This is a genomic window from Pelistega sp. MC2 (assembly GCF_900099475.1).
GTDB lineage: Bacteria > Pseudomonadota > Gammaproteobacteria > Burkholderiales > Burkholderiaceae_B > Taylorella > Taylorella indica.
Genome location: NZ_LT628274.1, coordinates 93,545 through 110,141 on the forward strand (window position 1 = coordinate 93,545; position 16,597 = coordinate 110,141).

Sequence of the window (16,597 nt, forward strand, 5' to 3'; positions counted from 1 at the left end):
TAATTAATAACGTGCATCCTTCGGTTTATTGCCATTTGGCCAGTCATTAACTTTACCTGCAAAGTCTGGTCGAGGTTGATGAGTAAAATACTCAGCAATATCCACAGCATCTTGGTCTGTTAGTACAGCACCTTGACCCCAGCCGCCATGTTTTTGCACAGACATGGGCATATTATCACGAATAAAAGCGGCTGCTTTATAAGTACGAGCCATACCAGCGCCGATGTTAAATGAATGGTCGCCCCATAGAGGAGGGAATACGATATTACCACGACTATCATTCAACCCTTCACCATTGTTTCCATGACAAGCGGCACAATGTTGGCTATATAGTTTCTCTCCTCTGATTGTGTCAGGAACGAGCTTAGTATTTATTTGACCACCAATATCAGATTTGATTTTTGCTCCTTTGGGCAATCCTTCGCTTAACCATTCCATATAAGCAATCATTGCCTGCATTTCTTTTGAATTAGGGTCAAGTGGCTTGCCATTCATGGAGCGTTGGAAACAGCCGTTGATGCGGGCTTTTAAGTCGATAACTTTTCCTGCTCGAGGCATTTTTTTAGGATAAGCATAGAAGGAGTTTAGGTAATGAGCACCTTTTTCTTCTTTACCACTAGCAATATGGCAACTATTACAGTTCATACTTGCACCTACATTTTCAGGTAATAGGCGCTTAGTTTCGTTTAGTAAACGTGAACCATAAATAATTAAATCAGCATTCTTATGTCCAACAACATTAGCTAATACAGGGGCTTGATAGTCTGTTTTGACAATATCTTCTTTCACCTGAACAGCATAATTTTTGCGTTTTGCAGGAGCTACCTCATCAGAGCAAGCGGTTAGTGCTAAAGCAGCTGATAGCATAGAGAGAACTAAAAGTTTATGATATTTCATTATTTTTCTCCTACATAATGAGCTGATTTGCTATTGATAAACCGACGGACTTTATTAACGTCATGAGCATTTACTTTTGGCGCGTTATTGGTCCAAGATGTACGGATATAATTCACAATTTCAGCTACATCGTTATCGCCCAAGTATTCAAAGCCAGGCATTGTAAATGCCATGCGATCATGTTTAGTATCTGCCATACGGCTACCTTCTAACGTAACTTGGATGACTGATTGTGCATTGTTAGCGACAACCGCCGTATTATCATCTAGGGCAGGGAAGATACGGCTAACGCCTTTACCGTCTGCTCGATGGCATGTCATACAGTATTCTGTATATAACAATGCACCACGGCTTAAATCAGACCCAGCTAATAATTTGTCGGTAGTTTTGTCTTCTTGACGAGGGCGTTCTATAGCACGACCTTTGACAGGGGGTAGTGATTTTAAGTACATAGACATACTCATTAAATCATCATCGGTCATATATTGGGTACTATGTTCAATCACATCACCCATGGCACCGAAAGCAGTTGTTTTGTCCGTACGCCCAGTTTTAAAAAACATGACTAATTCATCAGTTGTCCATTCGCCTAAACCATTACCTTCGCCACGTAAACTTTTGGCACGCCATCCATCTACAACAGCACCTGATAAAAATTCATCATTATCTTGCATATTAAAGGCTTTTTCTTGATAAGCAAGACCTCTAGGCGTATGACAAGCACCACAGTGACCAGGTCCTTCTACAAGGTAGGCACCACGGTTAATTTTGGCATCTTTGGTAGAGTCAGGAACGAATTCTCGTTGTGGTGAAAAAAGCATTTGCCAATAAGCGACAGGCCAACGCATACTCATCCAGAATGGTAGTGTATTACTCGGATTGGCTTGGCGAACAGGCGTTACTTTTTTCATGAAATAAGCATATAAAGCCTTGATATCCTCGTCTGGCATTAGCGTATAAGAGGGATAAGGCATAGCAGGGTAGAGAGGTGATTTATCTTTTCTAACCCCATGTTTTACAGCATTTACAAAATCAGATAATGAATAATTACCAATACCAGTATCTGCTTCAGGGGTGATATTTGTTGAGTAAATTGCCCCTACAGGTGTTTGCATAGCGAGACCGCCTGCAAATTCTTTACCACCGGGAGCAGTATGACAGGCAATACAGTCTGCCGTTCTGGCAATATATTCTCCCTTGATGACTAAAGAGTCTTCTGCCAAGAACGCACTATCAATAGGAGAAACAGCATCGGTTACTGCATTGGGTAGTGTTTGTTGACGTGAAGACATTATCAGGTGTGAACCAGCGTATGCTGCTAATCCAGCAAAAGCAACGCCCAATAGAGCTATGTATCTTTTTTTCATCATATTCATCTCAACGTTTGGATATATCAATGTTATTATCCTAAGTTGAGTCTTTTAATGATATTGTGGTTCACCACATTTACCCATAAATGTTGATTTTTATCAAAAATTTGCGACCAAATGTAAAACGATGTGTGCAGACGATTCTGACTATAGCATGGTTGATGTGCGTTGCCACGCCGCTTTATGCTAAGACATGGTTAGTTGGTATTCAAGCACCCAATGGTGCAAGTAGTACGCAACAAGAATGGCAACCATGGATTGATTGGTTATCATCACTATTTGTCGATGATGATTTTAGTTTGGTGGCGCTAAATACTAATGATTTTCAACAATCCTTACAGAGTAATCGTTTAGATTTTGTCATTGCTCAACCTATGCAATTATTACTCTTACCAGAGCCTATTGCTTTTCAACGATTGGCGAGCCTTGAGAATCATCCTACGATGAAGTCATTCAATGATTATCAAATTGGTAGTGCGATTTGGGTAAATAAAGAGAGTTCAATTAATGAATTAAAAGAGCTTAAACATAAGAAAATTGCCGCTGTTTCTCCATTGGTATTTGGTGGTTTTTTAGCAGGGTTAGCCGCCTTACAACAACAAGGTGTTACTGAAAACGACCTACTCATACGCTTTACCGAGTATCCTGTAAGTAAAGTGTTATCTTTATTAGCAAACCACGAAGTAGATGCCGCTATTATGCCTTTTTGTTTAATGGAAGAATTAGAAGAAAAAGTAAGAGAAGGAATTAGCCAAGACTTTAAACTATTACAACCTAATGTGCCTAATGCAAAATGTAGAGGTAATATTATTTTTAAAGCAAATTGGTTACTTGTAGCAATGTCACAAACGCCATCTGCACTTAATAAAAAAATTGTGCGTGCTTTGCTTTCAGAAGAGGTTCCTGACGACTTACCTCATTGGCAAGTTCCACAAGCAACTGAAGAGGCTGAAAAGATTTTATTTGAGTTAGGGCGTCACCCTTATCAGCATAATATGTGGGATAGCCTAAAAATCTTTATTAGTAAATATTGGCTATGGTTTTTGTTGTTGGGACTGATTAGTGCATTGATGGCGGTAAATCATATAGTGGCGATTTATCTAGCCAGAAGGCGTTTGCATGATTATCAGAAGGCAAACCAAGCATTACTTAAAACGGAGCAGATGATGTATAAGGCGGATAGGCTTTATGCATTAGGCGAGATGACATCTGGTATTGCTCATGAACTTAATCAGCCACTGGCTAGCATGGCCTATTATGTGGATGGTCTTAAATTACAATTAAAAGCACAAAAATTAACAGAAGATAAACTGACGACTGCTTTAGATAATATGGCTAAAGAAATTGAGGCATCTAAGCAAATAATTCTAAATATTCGACGTTGGAGTAAGCTTCACCCTAGTGATGAGATGAAAAAGCTACAGATCATAAAAGTCTTTGAAGAGGTTAACTTTTTTATTCAGCAGCATAATCATCATCTATCCATTACAATTGAGGGTAGTCCCAAAGATTATGTAATGGCAGACGAAGTAAAGTTAAAACAAATTTTAGTTAACTGTGTGCTAAATAGTGTTCAAGCTAATGCTCAAACGATTATTTTGAGAGCAAACTCATCTACCATCGAAATCATAGATGATGGAACTGGTTTTACGACAGAACAATTGAATTTTCCTTTTATTCCATTTAGAACGTCTAAGCCAGATGGTTTGGGAATTGGTTTAGTTGTTTGTGAACGAATGGCTAAGAGTATGAATATGAGTATGAAACTAGAAAATTTATCTAATCAACAAGGTGCAAAAATTATATTGAGTTGGGTGCCAACTGAGTAAAAGATGGAAAATGTAGCTTATAAACCTCATTTATCTGATGAAAAAAAATTAAATTATCCTATTCATATCATTGATGATGAGGCATCAGTGAGAAATGCCTGTGCTTTTTTTGTTGAGTCACTAGGATATTCATATCAACTATGGTCAGATGCTAGAAATTTTTTAGCACATGTTGATTTAAAGAGCCCTGGAGTAGCATTAATTGATTTGCGTATGCCGTATATTTCAGGGGAAGAATTATGTCATCAATTAAACGCAAAAAATAGTGTGATCGCTCAAATTATTATCACAGGTCATGGCGATATTGATACGGCTGTTCATTTGCTAAAAAATGGCGTGATTGATTTTTTGCAAAAACCAATTTCAGCGGATAAGTTGCTTTTGGCGATTGAGGTAGCAATTCACTTTACTTGTCTTAAATATCGTCAGCAAGAATTAATGCGTATTTATGAGCAATTAAGTCCCAAAAAGCAGCAGCTATTTCATCTAATGGCTGAAGGGGTGACAAATAAAGAAATTGCTGATGAGTTATGTATTTCTACTCGCACAGTAGAAGTACATCGTTCAGAAATCATGTCTAAATTTTCTTGTACTCATATTACGCAATTTATGAGCGTATACCATGAAATAAAAGACATAACTGAAAATAGAGAGTGACAGTCTGGCGTTGTAAATTAGCTCTTAGCAAATAGGCTACGCCTGATATGGGCAGTATCAATGCAGACTAATTGATATTTATTGTTTTAGGCCAAGCTTTTTAGCTAGTTTGTGAAGATTACTCGCATCAATCTCCAGAATTTTAGCTGCTTGTGTCCAGTTATATTGAGTGCTCTCTAATGTTTTTTTGATCAAATCGTGTTCGAATTGTTGCACTAATAGTTTTAACGGCCCTAGAGTTTGCATTTGGCTAGTTGAAGATTGGGCTGACAAGGGAATTGCTGCTATTGTATTGACACTAGCACTAGCGGAGTCAGTATATAAGTGATGACCGTCAATTAAGTCAAGATGCTCACTACCTAAGGTCACAATTGTGTTGTTGTTATAGCCAGCGCTAATAGCTTTGAGAGCTGCTCTACTGATTACATGCTCGAGCTCTCGAACATTCCCAGGCCAATGATAGCTGGTCAATAAATGACTCGCTTGGGGGCTTAGGCGTAATCCGCGTAAACCAAAACGTGCTCTATTTAACTCAAGAAAATGTCCTGCCAAGAGTAAGACATCTTTCTCTCTTTCTCGAAGAGGGGGGACTTCAATAGGATAGACAGAGAGACGATGAAATAAATCCATTCTGAAAATCCCATCTTCTGCTGCTTTTAAAAGATTACGATTGCTTGCAGCAATGATTCGAACATTAACACGATGGACAGTATCAGAGCCCAAGCGTTGAATCTCCCCATTTTGAATAGCTCGTAATAATTTGGCTTGAATAGGTAGGCTTAGTTCACCAATTTCATCTAAGAATAAAGTGCCATTATTAGCCACCTCAAAACGACCAGCACGCTCTTGAATAGCGCCAGAGAATGCCCCTTTAACATGACCAAATAATTCACTTTCTGCTAAAGCATCAGGAAGGGCAGCACAATTAACCACGACCATTGGTTTGTTTTTACGTTTAGACTGTGCATGAATATAATGAGCGACCAAATCTTTACCAACGCCAGTTTCACCCATAATAAGTACAGGCAATTCAGCATCAGCAATAATATTCATTTCATCAAACAGCTTTAGTATGGCAGGGCTATTACCGATAATATCTTTGGCTGAGTTTCTATGCTCAATAGTCATTTCAAATTGGTTAACAGTATAGCGGCTTGCTAATAAGCTCTCTAACTCAGCTATATGAATACTTGTTTCAAACCACCAAATATTTGCCAGTAGCCGTTCTTTTAATTCATTATTAAAAGAATTTTCCATGGCATCTAATGTTAGCACTCCCCACAGTTGATTATTGATATGAAGTTTAACCCCTACACAGTCATGGACATGTAATTTTGTGCTTGTACTATCTTCCATTAAGCTATCAATGAGGCCGTCATAAGGATCAGGAAGAGGGGAGTTTTGATCAAAATGGACGAGTCCGTTAGCAGCAATAATATGTTTTAATCGAGGGTGTTCATCAACTTTGAATTGACGACCTAATGTGTCATGGCTAAGTCCAATAGCCGCGACCATGTGTAATGTTTGTTGCTGCAGCCGCAATAGGCCGACGGCACTACAATTAAACTCTGACTTAATAACCGAGACAAGTCGATATAAACGAATGTTGGGAGACAATTCTTTTGTTAGGTCTTCGATAATGCGGCTATCAATCACGGTATTTTTAACCCAGTAGGTAAATAATACCTAAAATTATAAGGTAAAAATTACCATTAATGAATAAGTTGTATTGCTTGCCCTCTAAATATAAAACTGGCATGAATTTTGCTTGGTGAGTTGTAGCGGTAGCTGAGATAGTTGTCTTGACTAGGTTTGACATGCATCAAGGTTACCTTCGAAAGTGCATTCATAGATTCTTTTATGAATATGGTTATTAAAAAAATTTAGGAAAAGTTATGGGAAATTATAAAAAGCTGTGGTACTGGCTTCTCGGTATTTTATTAGTGACTTTTACCCTATTAGGGTATTTGGGATCTGATGTTTACCGAAATGCTCCTCCTATACCAACAGAGGTAAAAGTAGCGACAACAGGTGAAGTACTAATGACCCGAGAAGACATTCTTCAAGGTCAATCTGCTTGGCAAAGTACTGGTGGTATGCAAAACGGTTCGATATTTGGACATGGTGCTTATCAAGCACCTGATTGGACTGCCGATTGGTTACATCGTGAGTTAATCACGTGGTTAAATTTGGCTTCTCAAGAGAAATTTGGTATTACTTTTGATAAAGCTAATGAAGAGCAAAAAGCTATTCTAGAAGCGGCAGCAAAAAAAGAATATCGTACTAATACAATTGATAGTAACGAGGCAATTACCATTTCACCACGTCGAGCACAAGCGATGAAAGAAGTGGCTAAATATTACCATGCTTTATATGGAGATGATGCTTCTTTAAATTCAACACGTGAAAGCTATGCAATGAAAAGCAATACCTTAGCTGATCCTGCACGTCGTGATAAATTAGTAAACTTCTTCTTCTGGAGTACATGGGTTGCTTCAGCAGAGCGTCCCGGCAAAGAAGTGACTTACACCAATAACTGGCCACATGAGCCAATTATTGGTAATGTGCCTTCTGTTGAAAATGTAATGTGGTCAATCATCAGTGTTGTCGTATTAATTGCTGGTATTGGTTTACTTGTTTGGGGCTGGGCATTCTCAACTAAACATGAAACAGAACCTGTAGCACCTACAATTGATCCTATTTCAACATTTAAATTAACACCATCTCAAAAAGCATTGGGTAAATATGCTTTCTTAACAGTAGCTTTATTTGCCTTCCAAATGTTTATGGGTGGTGCTGTTGCTCACTATACGGTAGAAGGTCAGACTTTCTATGGTATTGAGCTATCAAAATGGTTCCCTTACTCATTACTTCGTACATGGCATTTACAAAGTGCCGTACTATGGATTGCCGCTGGTTTCTTAACAGCTGGTTTATTCTTGGCACCTATTGTGAACGGTGGTAAAGATCCAAAAGGTCAGGCGTTAGGTGTTAATGTATTATTTGTTGCCTTACTCGTGGTGACTGTAGGCTCATTTATTGGTAACTATCTGGCTATTGCGGGTCAAATGCCTGCTGAACTTAACTTTATGTTAGGTCACCAAGGTTATGAATATCTTGATTTAGGTCGCCTATGGCAATTTGCGTTATTCTTAGGAATTGCTTTCTGGTTGTTCCTAATGGCTCGTTGCTTAGTTGGTGCATTCAAACAAGGTGGCGATAAAAACTTATTAGCCTTATTTACAGCATCAGTTGTGGCTATTGGTCTGTTCTATGGTAGTGGTCTATTTTACGGTGAACGTTCTAATATCGCGGTAATGGAATACTGGCGTTGGTGGGTTGTTCATCTATGGGTGGAAGGCTTCTTTGAAGTATTTGCGACAGCAGCAATGGCATTTATCTTTAGTTCAATGGGCTTGGTTTCATTGAGAACAGCAACAACAGCTTCTTTAGTTTCTGCTTGCTTATTTATGCTTGGTGGCGTACCAGGAACTTTCCATCACTTGTATTTTACTGGAGCAACAACTCCAATCGTTGCTGTAGGTGCAAGTTTCTCAGCATTAGAAGTGGTGCCTTTAGTCGTATTAGGCTATGAAGCTTATGAGCATTGGAGCTTACGTACAAGAGCTGCATGGATGGAAAAATTACGTTGGCCATTAATGTTCTTTGTAGCAGTTGCTTTCTGGAATATGATAGGTGCAGGTGTATTTGGCTTTATGATTAATACGCCAATTGCTTTATTCTATCTACAAGGTTTGAATACAACGGCAGTACATGCACACTCTGCTTTATTTGGTGTATATGGTTTCTTAGCACTAGGTTTCGTTTTATTAGTTGTTCGTTATTTACGTCCTAATTTTGTATTTAGCAATGGCGTAATGAAATTAGCTTTCTGGGCATTAAACTTAGGTCTTGCTGGTATGGTATTGTCTAGTTTATTACCTATCGGTTTATTCCAATTCCACGAAAGTGTGAATGTAGGTTTATGGTCTGCTCGTAGTGAAGAATTTTTACAACAAGACTTTTTAGAGAATTTACGTTGGATTCGTACTATTTCTGACGTGCTCTTTATTATCGGTGGTTTATCTGCTGGTCTAGAAATTTGTAAAGCAGTGTTCTTGCATAGAGCGCCAAAAAATTAATCAAATACGATTAATCAGAGTTTTAATATAAGTGATAGGCTCTCCAAGCATTTGCGAAGAGAGCCTTAATTCATTCTTAATTGTGATTTTTTAAATCAACGTAAGTATTAAGATTGTGGTTGTTTCAGTGATTCTGTTGCAGAGGTATTTGGTGCTGCTTTTAGGGTAAATGAGATACGATACATCTCTGGTGAAGTTGCTTTTTGAGCCTGTGCCGCTTCTATATCAGGCTTATAGAGGACACGCAAATCATAAAGACCATTATCTGGAATAGTATATGGCACACCACTTTTAATTGGTGCGATAGTATTTCCATACAATAGTAATTCAATTTTATCTGATGCTTCTAACTCAATCAGTAGCTGTTGGCCTTGCTCTGCTAAGAATTGATAAGAAGAATAACCTACGCCTTGAATATAGCCACGATATTGAACTGCTGTCTGATGATCTAAGAACTCAACATGTTGCGTTAGGTTGGTTAAAGATTTAATAGTGGTCGGATCTAGAGCATTATTTTGGTTTAGACTCTGTCCACTTGTATTGGCAATTGATTCTGAAGGTTGTTCGGATGAATTATCAGCAGAGGGTTGAGTCAAAATTACTCCTAATACTGTTACTGCTGCAATTGCTATAATGAGTTTTTTGGAGTTTGACGTCAACTGCATAAATTACCTAATCCTTCTTTCAATGGAATGAAGATTATAAACCTAACCGCTTTAAAAATAAAATAATTCGCTTATTATTTTATTACAATACTTGATAAAACCTATTGTTTCATTTCTTAAAATACCGTATTGTTCAACATAAGAAAGATATTAGTTATTTTGTGGGGATACTAAATGCATATTTATGTATTAGGAAGTGGTGTTGTTGGTGTGACTACCGCATATTATTTAGCTAAAAAAGGGTGTGAAGTAACCGTTATTGATCGTCAAGACGGCTCAGCGCTAGAAACAAGTTTTGCAAATGCAGGTCAGATTTCCCCGGGCTATGCTTCCCCTTGGGCTGCACCTGGCGTGCCATTAAAGGCTATCAAATGGATGTTTCAAAAGCATTCTCCGTTGATTATGAAATTAACGTCAGATATTACCCAATACAAATGGATAGCTCAGTTAATCGCAAACTGTAACGAGCAAAGCTATTCTATTAATAAAGAACGGATGGTGAGGATGTCTGAATATAGTCGTTATTGTATTCAGCAGTTACGTCAGGATACGGGCATTACTTATGAGGATCGCCAAAAGGGGACAATCCAGTTATTCCGTAAACAACAGCAATTAGATGGTATTAGCAAGGATATTGATGTTCTTAAAGAAATGGGAACTCCGTATGAAGTATTGGATAGGGAAGGTATTCTTCGGTATGAGCCAGGTCTAAAGGACAAAATTAATGAATTTGTGGGGGCTTTACGCTTACCTAATGATGAAACTGGGGATTGTTTTTTATTTACCCAGAAATTAACACAAATGGCCAAAGATATCGGTGTTAATTTCCGTTTTAATAAAAATATTGAAAAATTAGAATTACAAAATAATCAAATTAAAGGGGTTTGGATAGATGGTGAGCTAGAAATAGCTGATGCTTACGTAGTATCGTTGGGATCTTATAGTACAGCGATGCTAAAGTCTGTTGGCATTAATGTACCTATTTATCCTTTAAAAGGGTTTTCACTGACAATTCCCATTACGGATGAATCAAAAGCTCCTCAATCAACGGTCTTGGATGAAAGTTATAAGGTTGCTTTAACTCGTTTTGATAATCGAATTCGAATGGGTGGTATGGCTGGTGTTAATGGTTTTGATTTAAGTTTAAAGCAACGTTATAGAGATACTTTGCATGAGGTGTTTAATCATGTATTTCCAGGTGCAGGCAATTTAGATGAGGCAACATTCTGGACAGGATTACGTCCAGCGACTCCTGACGGGACACCTATTGTAGGTAAAACACCTTACCCTAATTTATGGATTAATTCTGGGCATGGCACTCTAGGTTGGACGATGAGTTGTGGATCAGCTAAGTATATTTCTGATTTGATTACTCACCAAACACCAGAAATTAGTACAGAGGGCTTTGATTTGCAAAGATATGTAGACTAGTAATAGTAATGATAGTAAAACTCCTTTGACTACATTCATTGAATAGGTATTGATAAACAAAAGAGTTTTGCTGTGATTACGAGTTGGTGAGTGAAGAAGAGGAAATGGGTGTATCGTTGCTATACATCGCCATCACTTCTTCGCCGGTTAGCATTGGGGTTTGATTGGCTAGAGTATAAAAGTCTGGCTTATCATCAATAAAAATTTGTGAATTAATCTCAAACTCTTGGTTCTCTTGAAATAATCCTACAGAGACAAAATATTGTTCTGTTCCAAGCAAATGGTAGTAAAGTGGCGTACCGCATTGTTGGCAAAATCCACGCTCAGCCCATTCCGAAGAAGCATAGTGTTGAACCATATCGTGACCTTGACTAATAGGATTTTTGTCGCACGTAATGGTAAAACTAGGACCACCATTACTTAAACGACGGCATATGCCACAATGACAAGCATGTAGTTTTTTTGTGTCAGCTATTTCTAATGTAACAGCCTTACATTGGCAATGTCCCTTCATGTGATGCTCCTATTTGAATTTACTGAAAGATTAACACGAACAATATTATAACTAGTTGGCCTATGTTTTAGGCAAGTTATTGGGCTTATCTAGAGACTTTTTCACCACCTAACGCATCAGTTAAACTCACTAATAAACCATTAAACTCACCAACCATCAAGGCCATTTCAGCATCAAAGTTCTCAATAATATCATCACTACCAACATTTTCACGAGACTCTGCTAATACCTCAAGAGGGGCTATTTTTTTGATATCACCCGCATCATTGAGGACGAATGAAACACGATCATTCCATGTCATCGCAAGTTTTGTACACGTTTTACCTGATGTAATATGTTTATTCAGCTCATCTTGTTCAGGAGAATGGTTAGCATAGCGCACACTAATACGGGAATCAGACATAGACTTAAGCTCTGTGTCCTGATCAATCGAAAAATCTGCAGGGGCTTCATCACTAATGAGCCATTCAGTCATACAGCTAGTAGGTGATTTTTCAGTCATAAAGCTTAGAATAGGTAATGGCTCTAATACTTTGGCTAGCATACCAATGATTTCATCGGCTTTGCTACTAGCACCAGCATCGATAATTAACCAGTGATTATCTAAATCAAAATAAATACGCGTCTCTCTATAAATACTAAAAGCTTTCGGTTTAAGAGCAGCGGCTACATTTTCCTTAATTTCTTTCATTTGCTTGCGACCTACTTTATAGCCTTGCTGTTCTTCAACTTCGGCAGCTTTGGCTTTAGCAAATTGAGTAATAACAGAAGCAGGGAGTAACTTTTTCTCAATGAGTAAACGGCATAAAAAAACGTGTCCAACTTTGTGTACTAGCGTATCTTCTTCTTCAAAAACAGGAGCCCAGCCCATATTAAGTGGTTCCCCTGAGAATTGTCCTTCAACAAAGCGTTGTTTGTCCAAGAGAGTCTCTAGCTCGTCAGCAGAGGGTTTCCAAGAGGGGGAAAGGCGAAATACTTTTAGATTTTTAAACCACATAAAAAGCTCTCAATTTATATAAAGAAAGGGGATTATTTTAACTAACTACTACTGAAAAAAGTTAGAATACAAAGCAATTAAGTGAATCTACTTTCAGTAGAAATATAAATTTGTAGGATATTTACATCCACTGTATAGACATACAGTATTATTAATGTAATAATAACATATATTCTAACAAATCGCAGTTAACTTATTATTTCATAGGACCCTAATTATGGATGACAAACAATCAAAAGCGACCTCTGCAGAACGTGCCAAGGCTTTGAGTGCGGCATTAGCCCAGATCGAAAAACAATTTGGTAAAGGTTCTGTTATGCGCTACGGTGATAATGAAGTAGCACATGATTTACAAGTAGTATCAACAGGCTCTTTAGGTTTAGATATTGCTTTAGGCGTAGGTGGTCTTCCTAGAGGTCGTGTCATTGAAATTTATGGTCCAGAATCCAGTGGTAAGACAACACTAACATTACAAGTTATTGCCGAGATGCAAAAAATTGGTGGTACATGTGCTTTTATTGATGCTGAACACGCATTAGATGTGCAATATGCGGCAAAATTAGGCGTTAATCTTGAGGATTTATTGATTTCCCAACCAGATACTGGTGAACAAGCACTAGAGATTACAGATGCTCTTGTACGTTCTGGGTCAGTAGATTTAATCGTCGTAGACTCAGTGGCAGCATTGGTGCCACGTGCCGAAATTGAAGGCGAAATGGGGGATAATTTACCAGGCTTACAAGCACGCCTTATGAGTCAAGCTTTACGTAAATTAACAGCATCCATCAAACGTACAAATTGTATGGTGATTTTTATTAACCAAATTCGTATGAAAATTGGTGTAATGTTTGGCAGCCCAGAGACTACAACGGGTGGTAATGCCTTAAAATTCTACTCATCTGTACGCCTTGATATTCGCCGTATTGGCTCCATCAAAAAAGGTGATGAAGTTGTTGGTAATGAGACTCGAGTCAAGGTAGTCAAAAACAAAGTAGCGCCACCATTCAAACAAGTTGAATTTGATATTATGTATGGTTCTGGTATCTCTAGAGAGGGCGAAATTATTGATTTAGGCGTTAAAGCTGGTATTGTCGATAAAGCAGGGGCGTGGTTTAGCTATGACGGTACACGTATTGGTCAAGGAAAGGACAATGTGCGTGAATATTTACGTGAACATCCAGAAATGGCACGTGAAATCGAAAACAAAATTCGCCAAAATTTAGGTATTATTGAGCTTGCTCATAGTTCAGATACCGATGCTGATGATGCAGACGAGGATTTTGTCGAAGAGTAGTGTAATTTTTTAGGGCATAACACTCACTTTATTGTGATGAAAGTGAGTGTTATGCTAGATGGCTAAAGCTTTGTTGATAAGGTCAAGCGGCACTATAAATGAAATCTAATAGCTTTTACTAATCAGCTCTCTCATAAATTAAATGCCTTATGATACACAGGCAATAAGCAACTTACTCAGTAACACTGGATAGTGGGTTAAGACTTTCTCTCGTAAAGCAAAGATTTATGTGCCAACCATCATTTTTGTATCTACCATGGTCATAAGGATAAACTAGGTTACGATGAATAACTGTTCTGATGATGATAATCAACGTTCACAAAGTGATAATCAACGACAACAAAGGGCACGAGCTCAGCGTTCTATTTCTGACACCCCCCCTCAAAAAGAAGTAAATTTATTAACAAAAGCGGTAACACTATTATCCTCTCGTGAGTATTCAGCACATGAGTTGCGTAAAAAACTATCAAACTATAGTGTTGATAGTGACAAAATTGAAGAAGTGATTCAGCGCCTTCAAAAAGAAAATTGGCAGTCTGATCAACGTTTCATCGATAATTTTGTTAGTTTTCGGCAAGGGAAATGGGGCAATCTGAAAATATTACAATGTTTAAAAACACATCAACTTTCTTCTGAAAGTTTGAATGATCTGAGAGAAACACTTAAAGAAACAGAGATGAGTAGAGCATTAGCTGTATGGGAAAAAAAATTCTATGGCCAAAAAGCTCAAACACCTCAGGAAAAAGCAAAACAAATTCGTTTCTTAAGTAGTCGTGGCTTTAGTAGTGAGGTTATTCGTAAAATTGTACTGTGATAGACACAATTTTTTTTATATTAGATTTATTGCTTATTAGTGTTATGTTGGTTTCGTAACCATAAATCAGCATATTTAATAAAAGTCGAATGGGCAGATAAGACGGCTAATAGGAAACCATGCTTGCCATCTAAAAAACCAGCTTTTAACATATACATCTTGCCAAAAGTTGCTATTGCATGAGTGACAGCCTGAAAGAGAGTCGCTTTTTTGTTTTGCTCGTGTCGTTGTTCAGCCCAAGCCTTTGCGTAATTAGCCGATTTAACTAAATATTGATGTAGACTGGTATACGTAATATGATCGATATCTCCTTTGAGATTAATAAGCTCAACACCTTTAGGAATAATCACACTTTCATGCACCAGATTATCGTTATAACGTGTTGTTTGAGTTCGATATAGACGGCGAACATAATCAGGATACCAACCTGAATGATATATTTTTTTACCAAATACTTCACTTAATCTAGGCATTTGATAAATAGCGTTGTCTTTATCAGCCTGTATTGCTTCTAAAATAGATTTTTTCAGAGTGGGTGTAATACGCTCATCTGCGTCAAGCCATAAGACATAGTCACTACTTATATATGATTGTGCAAGTTGCCGTTGTTTACCAAAACCAGGCCAGTTAGTGTTTTGATAGAATTTAGCTCCATATTTTTCAGCAATTAGTGGTGTATCATCTGTACTACCAGAATCGAGGATAACAATTTCATCTACCCAATCTTTGACTGAGTCTAAACAGGCTGCAAGATGATAACTTTCATTTTTGACAATCATCGCTACAGATAAGCTTGGCATATGAGTATAATCCTTTTGTTTTGCGAAAATTTAGTGTCATTCTAATGCTATTTGAGTTTGCAGTCATTTAAAATAGAGCTTAAATTAATAATTGCTTATTGATAAACCATGAAAAAAATTCTAATTATACGTAATGATAAGCTTGGTGATTTTATGCTGATATGGCCAGCATTGGCTATGCTTAAAGCCTCATTGCCTAAGTGTCATTTAACCGCTTTGGTACCTGCTTATACATCAGAAATTGCACGTGCTTGCCCATATCTGGATGACATTATTATTGATTCAGGTAAAAATGCACCTAAAGAAGCTAAAAATCGGCTCTTAGACACGATTACACAACATCATTTTGATGCAAGTATTAATTTTTTTTCTGACTTTTATAGTGCTTCTTTGGTATTCAAAGCAGGAATTCCCACTAGAGTAGCGCCAGCGACAAAATTATTCCAATTCCTTTATAACCAACGTTTATGGCAACGACGCTCCCAATCGAAACAACCAGAGTATGTTTACAATATAGCATTGGTGCAATATTTTTTACAGTTAGAAAAAGTTCATCCTAAAGAAGTATTAGCACCATATTGGCAATTCGACACTGATTTACTTGACCATCAAAAAGCACACTTGGTGTCAGCATTAGGGCTAGATAGTAATACCCCATGGGTATTTGTGCATGCCGGAACAGGGGGGTCAGCAAATAATCTTAGTCTTAATCAATATGCTAATCTTATTGAGCATATTCTCTATCATTATGATGCTCAAGTCGTATTGACAGCGGGGCCAGCAGAAGCTGATAAGGCATATACGTTAAAAACGCTTATCCAAAAAAATGTAGAGAGGGTTTTTATTTATGATAAAAATCAGGGAATGGTAGATTTCGCTCGATCTATTGCTTGTGCTAGCGTGTTTATCGGAGGATCGACAGGGCCGTTGCATATTGCTGGTGCCTTAAATAATTACACGGTAGGATTTTATCCCAGTAAACGATCGGCTACTCCTTTACGTTGGCAAACCATTAATGAGGAAGAGAAACGCTTAGCTTTTTCGCCTAATAAAACTAAAGAAACTCAGGATGATTTGACAAGCATCTCAATTGCCAACGATGTATTACCTTCCTTATTAACTTTTTTAGATCGAATATTGAAATAAAAAAAGCTTAGTTTATATTAGATAATGACCAATCTAAACAA

General features: G+C 37.7%; 14 protein-coding genes. 7 read left to right on the forward strand and 7 right to left on the reverse strand.

Going from position 1 to position 16,597, the window contains the following annotated elements; translation table 11 throughout:
• Nucleotides 1–3 precede the first annotated feature (3 nt).
• Complete coding sequence (locus tag BQ4443_RS02205) at nt 4–897, reverse strand: c-type cytochrome (RefSeq protein ID WP_023948684.1); 894 nt, start codon at nt 895–897, stop codon at nt 4–6.
• Nucleotides 897–2,264, reverse strand: coding sequence for a cytochrome c (locus tag BQ4443_RS02210; protein ID WP_031273893.1), 1,368 nt, complete (start codon nt 2,262–2,264; stop codon nt 897–899). Before BQ4443_RS02210 ends, BQ4443_RS02205 begins: the two co-directional genes overlap by 1 nt.
• A gap of 164 nt (nt 2,265–2,428) precedes the next feature.
• On the opposite strand from BQ4443_RS02210, the gene BQ4443_RS02215 reads away from it, so the two are divergent.
• Nucleotides 2,429–4,096 (forward strand): sensor histidine kinase, encoded by a 1,668-nt coding sequence (locus BQ4443_RS02215; protein ID WP_023948688.1) that lies wholly within the window; start codon nt 2,429–2,431, stop codon nt 4,094–4,096.
• Between the two features lie 3 nt (nt 4,097–4,099).
• Nucleotides 4,100–4,753, forward strand: a complete 654-nt coding sequence (locus BQ4443_RS02220) for a response regulator transcription factor (RefSeq protein ID WP_023948690.1) — start codon at nt 4,100–4,102, stop codon at nt 4,751–4,753.
• A gap of 78 nt (nt 4,754–4,831) precedes the next feature.
• Here the strand turns inward: BQ4443_RS02220 and norR are convergent, their stop codons facing one another.
• Nucleotides 4,832–6,409 carry a nitric oxide reductase transcriptional regulator NorR gene (gene norR, locus BQ4443_RS02225; RefSeq protein ID WP_071057923.1) on the reverse strand — a complete coding sequence of 526 codons (1,578 nt, stop codon included), beginning with the start codon at nt 6,407–6,409 and terminating at the stop codon, nt 4,832–4,834.
• Between the two features lie 239 nt (nt 6,410–6,648).
• On the opposite strand from norR, the gene BQ4443_RS02230 reads away from it, so the two are divergent.
• Nucleotides 6,649–8,895, forward strand: coding sequence for a nitric-oxide reductase large subunit (locus BQ4443_RS02230; RefSeq protein ID WP_071057924.1), 2,247 nt, complete (start codon nt 6,649–6,651; stop codon nt 8,893–8,895).
• A gap of 107 nt (nt 8,896–9,002) precedes the next feature.
• Here the strand turns inward: BQ4443_RS02230 and BQ4443_RS02235 are convergent, their stop codons facing one another.
• Nucleotides 9,003–9,560, reverse strand: a complete 558-nt coding sequence (locus BQ4443_RS02235; protein WP_023948697.1) for a hypothetical protein — start codon at nt 9,558–9,560, stop codon at nt 9,003–9,005.
• A gap of 174 nt (nt 9,561–9,734) precedes the next feature.
• Between BQ4443_RS02235 and BQ4443_RS02240 the strand changes: the two genes are divergently transcribed.
• Complete coding sequence (locus tag BQ4443_RS02240; protein ID WP_071057925.1) at nt 9,735–10,991, forward strand: D-amino acid dehydrogenase; 1,257 nt, start codon at nt 9,735–9,737, stop codon at nt 10,989–10,991.
• A 76-nt stretch (nt 10,992–11,067) separates the two neighbouring features.
• Here the strand turns inward: BQ4443_RS02240 and BQ4443_RS02245 are convergent, their stop codons facing one another.
• Both BQ4443_RS02245 and BQ4443_RS02250 read right to left on the reverse strand, forming a co-directional pair.
• Nucleotides 11,068–11,505 (reverse strand): GFA family protein, encoded by a 438-nt coding sequence (locus tag BQ4443_RS02245; RefSeq protein ID WP_071057926.1) that lies wholly within the window; start codon nt 11,503–11,505, stop codon nt 11,068–11,070.
• Nucleotides 11,506–11,590: 85 nt separating this feature from the next.
• Complete coding sequence (locus BQ4443_RS02250) at nt 11,591–12,502, reverse strand: recombination-associated protein RdgC (RefSeq protein ID WP_071057927.1); 912 nt, start codon at nt 12,500–12,502, stop codon at nt 11,591–11,593.
• A 217-nt stretch (nt 12,503–12,719) separates the two neighbouring features.
• Between BQ4443_RS02250 and recA the strand changes: the two genes are divergently transcribed.
• Together recA and recX are read left to right on the forward strand one after the other, a co-directional pair.
• The gene (gene recA / locus BQ4443_RS02255; protein WP_023948701.1) at nt 12,720–13,796 is read left to right on the forward strand and encodes a recombinase RecA; all 1,077 of its coding nucleotides are present in this window, start codon (nt 12,720–12,722) and stop codon (nt 13,794–13,796) included.
• A gap of 283 nt (nt 13,797–14,079) precedes the next feature.
• Entirely contained in the window at nt 14,080–14,610 is a 531-nt protein-coding gene (gene recX / locus BQ4443_RS02260; RefSeq protein ID WP_083331828.1) for a recombination regulator RecX, read from the forward strand.
• A 26-nt stretch (nt 14,611–14,636) separates the two neighbouring features.
• Here the strand turns inward: recX and BQ4443_RS02265 are convergent, their stop codons facing one another.
• Nucleotides 14,637–15,410 carry a glycosyltransferase family 2 protein gene (locus BQ4443_RS02265; RefSeq protein ID WP_071057928.1) on the reverse strand — a complete coding sequence of 258 codons (774 nt, stop codon included), beginning with the start codon at nt 15,408–15,410 and terminating at the stop codon, nt 14,637–14,639.
• A 108-nt stretch (nt 15,411–15,518) separates the two neighbouring features.
• Here BQ4443_RS02265 and BQ4443_RS02270 point away from each other — a divergent pair, with 108 nt between their 5' ends.
• Entirely contained in the window at nt 15,519–16,556 is a 1,038-nt protein-coding gene (locus BQ4443_RS02270; protein ID WP_071057929.1) for a glycosyltransferase family 9 protein, read from the forward strand.
• Nucleotides 16,557–16,597 lie beyond the last annotated feature (41 nt).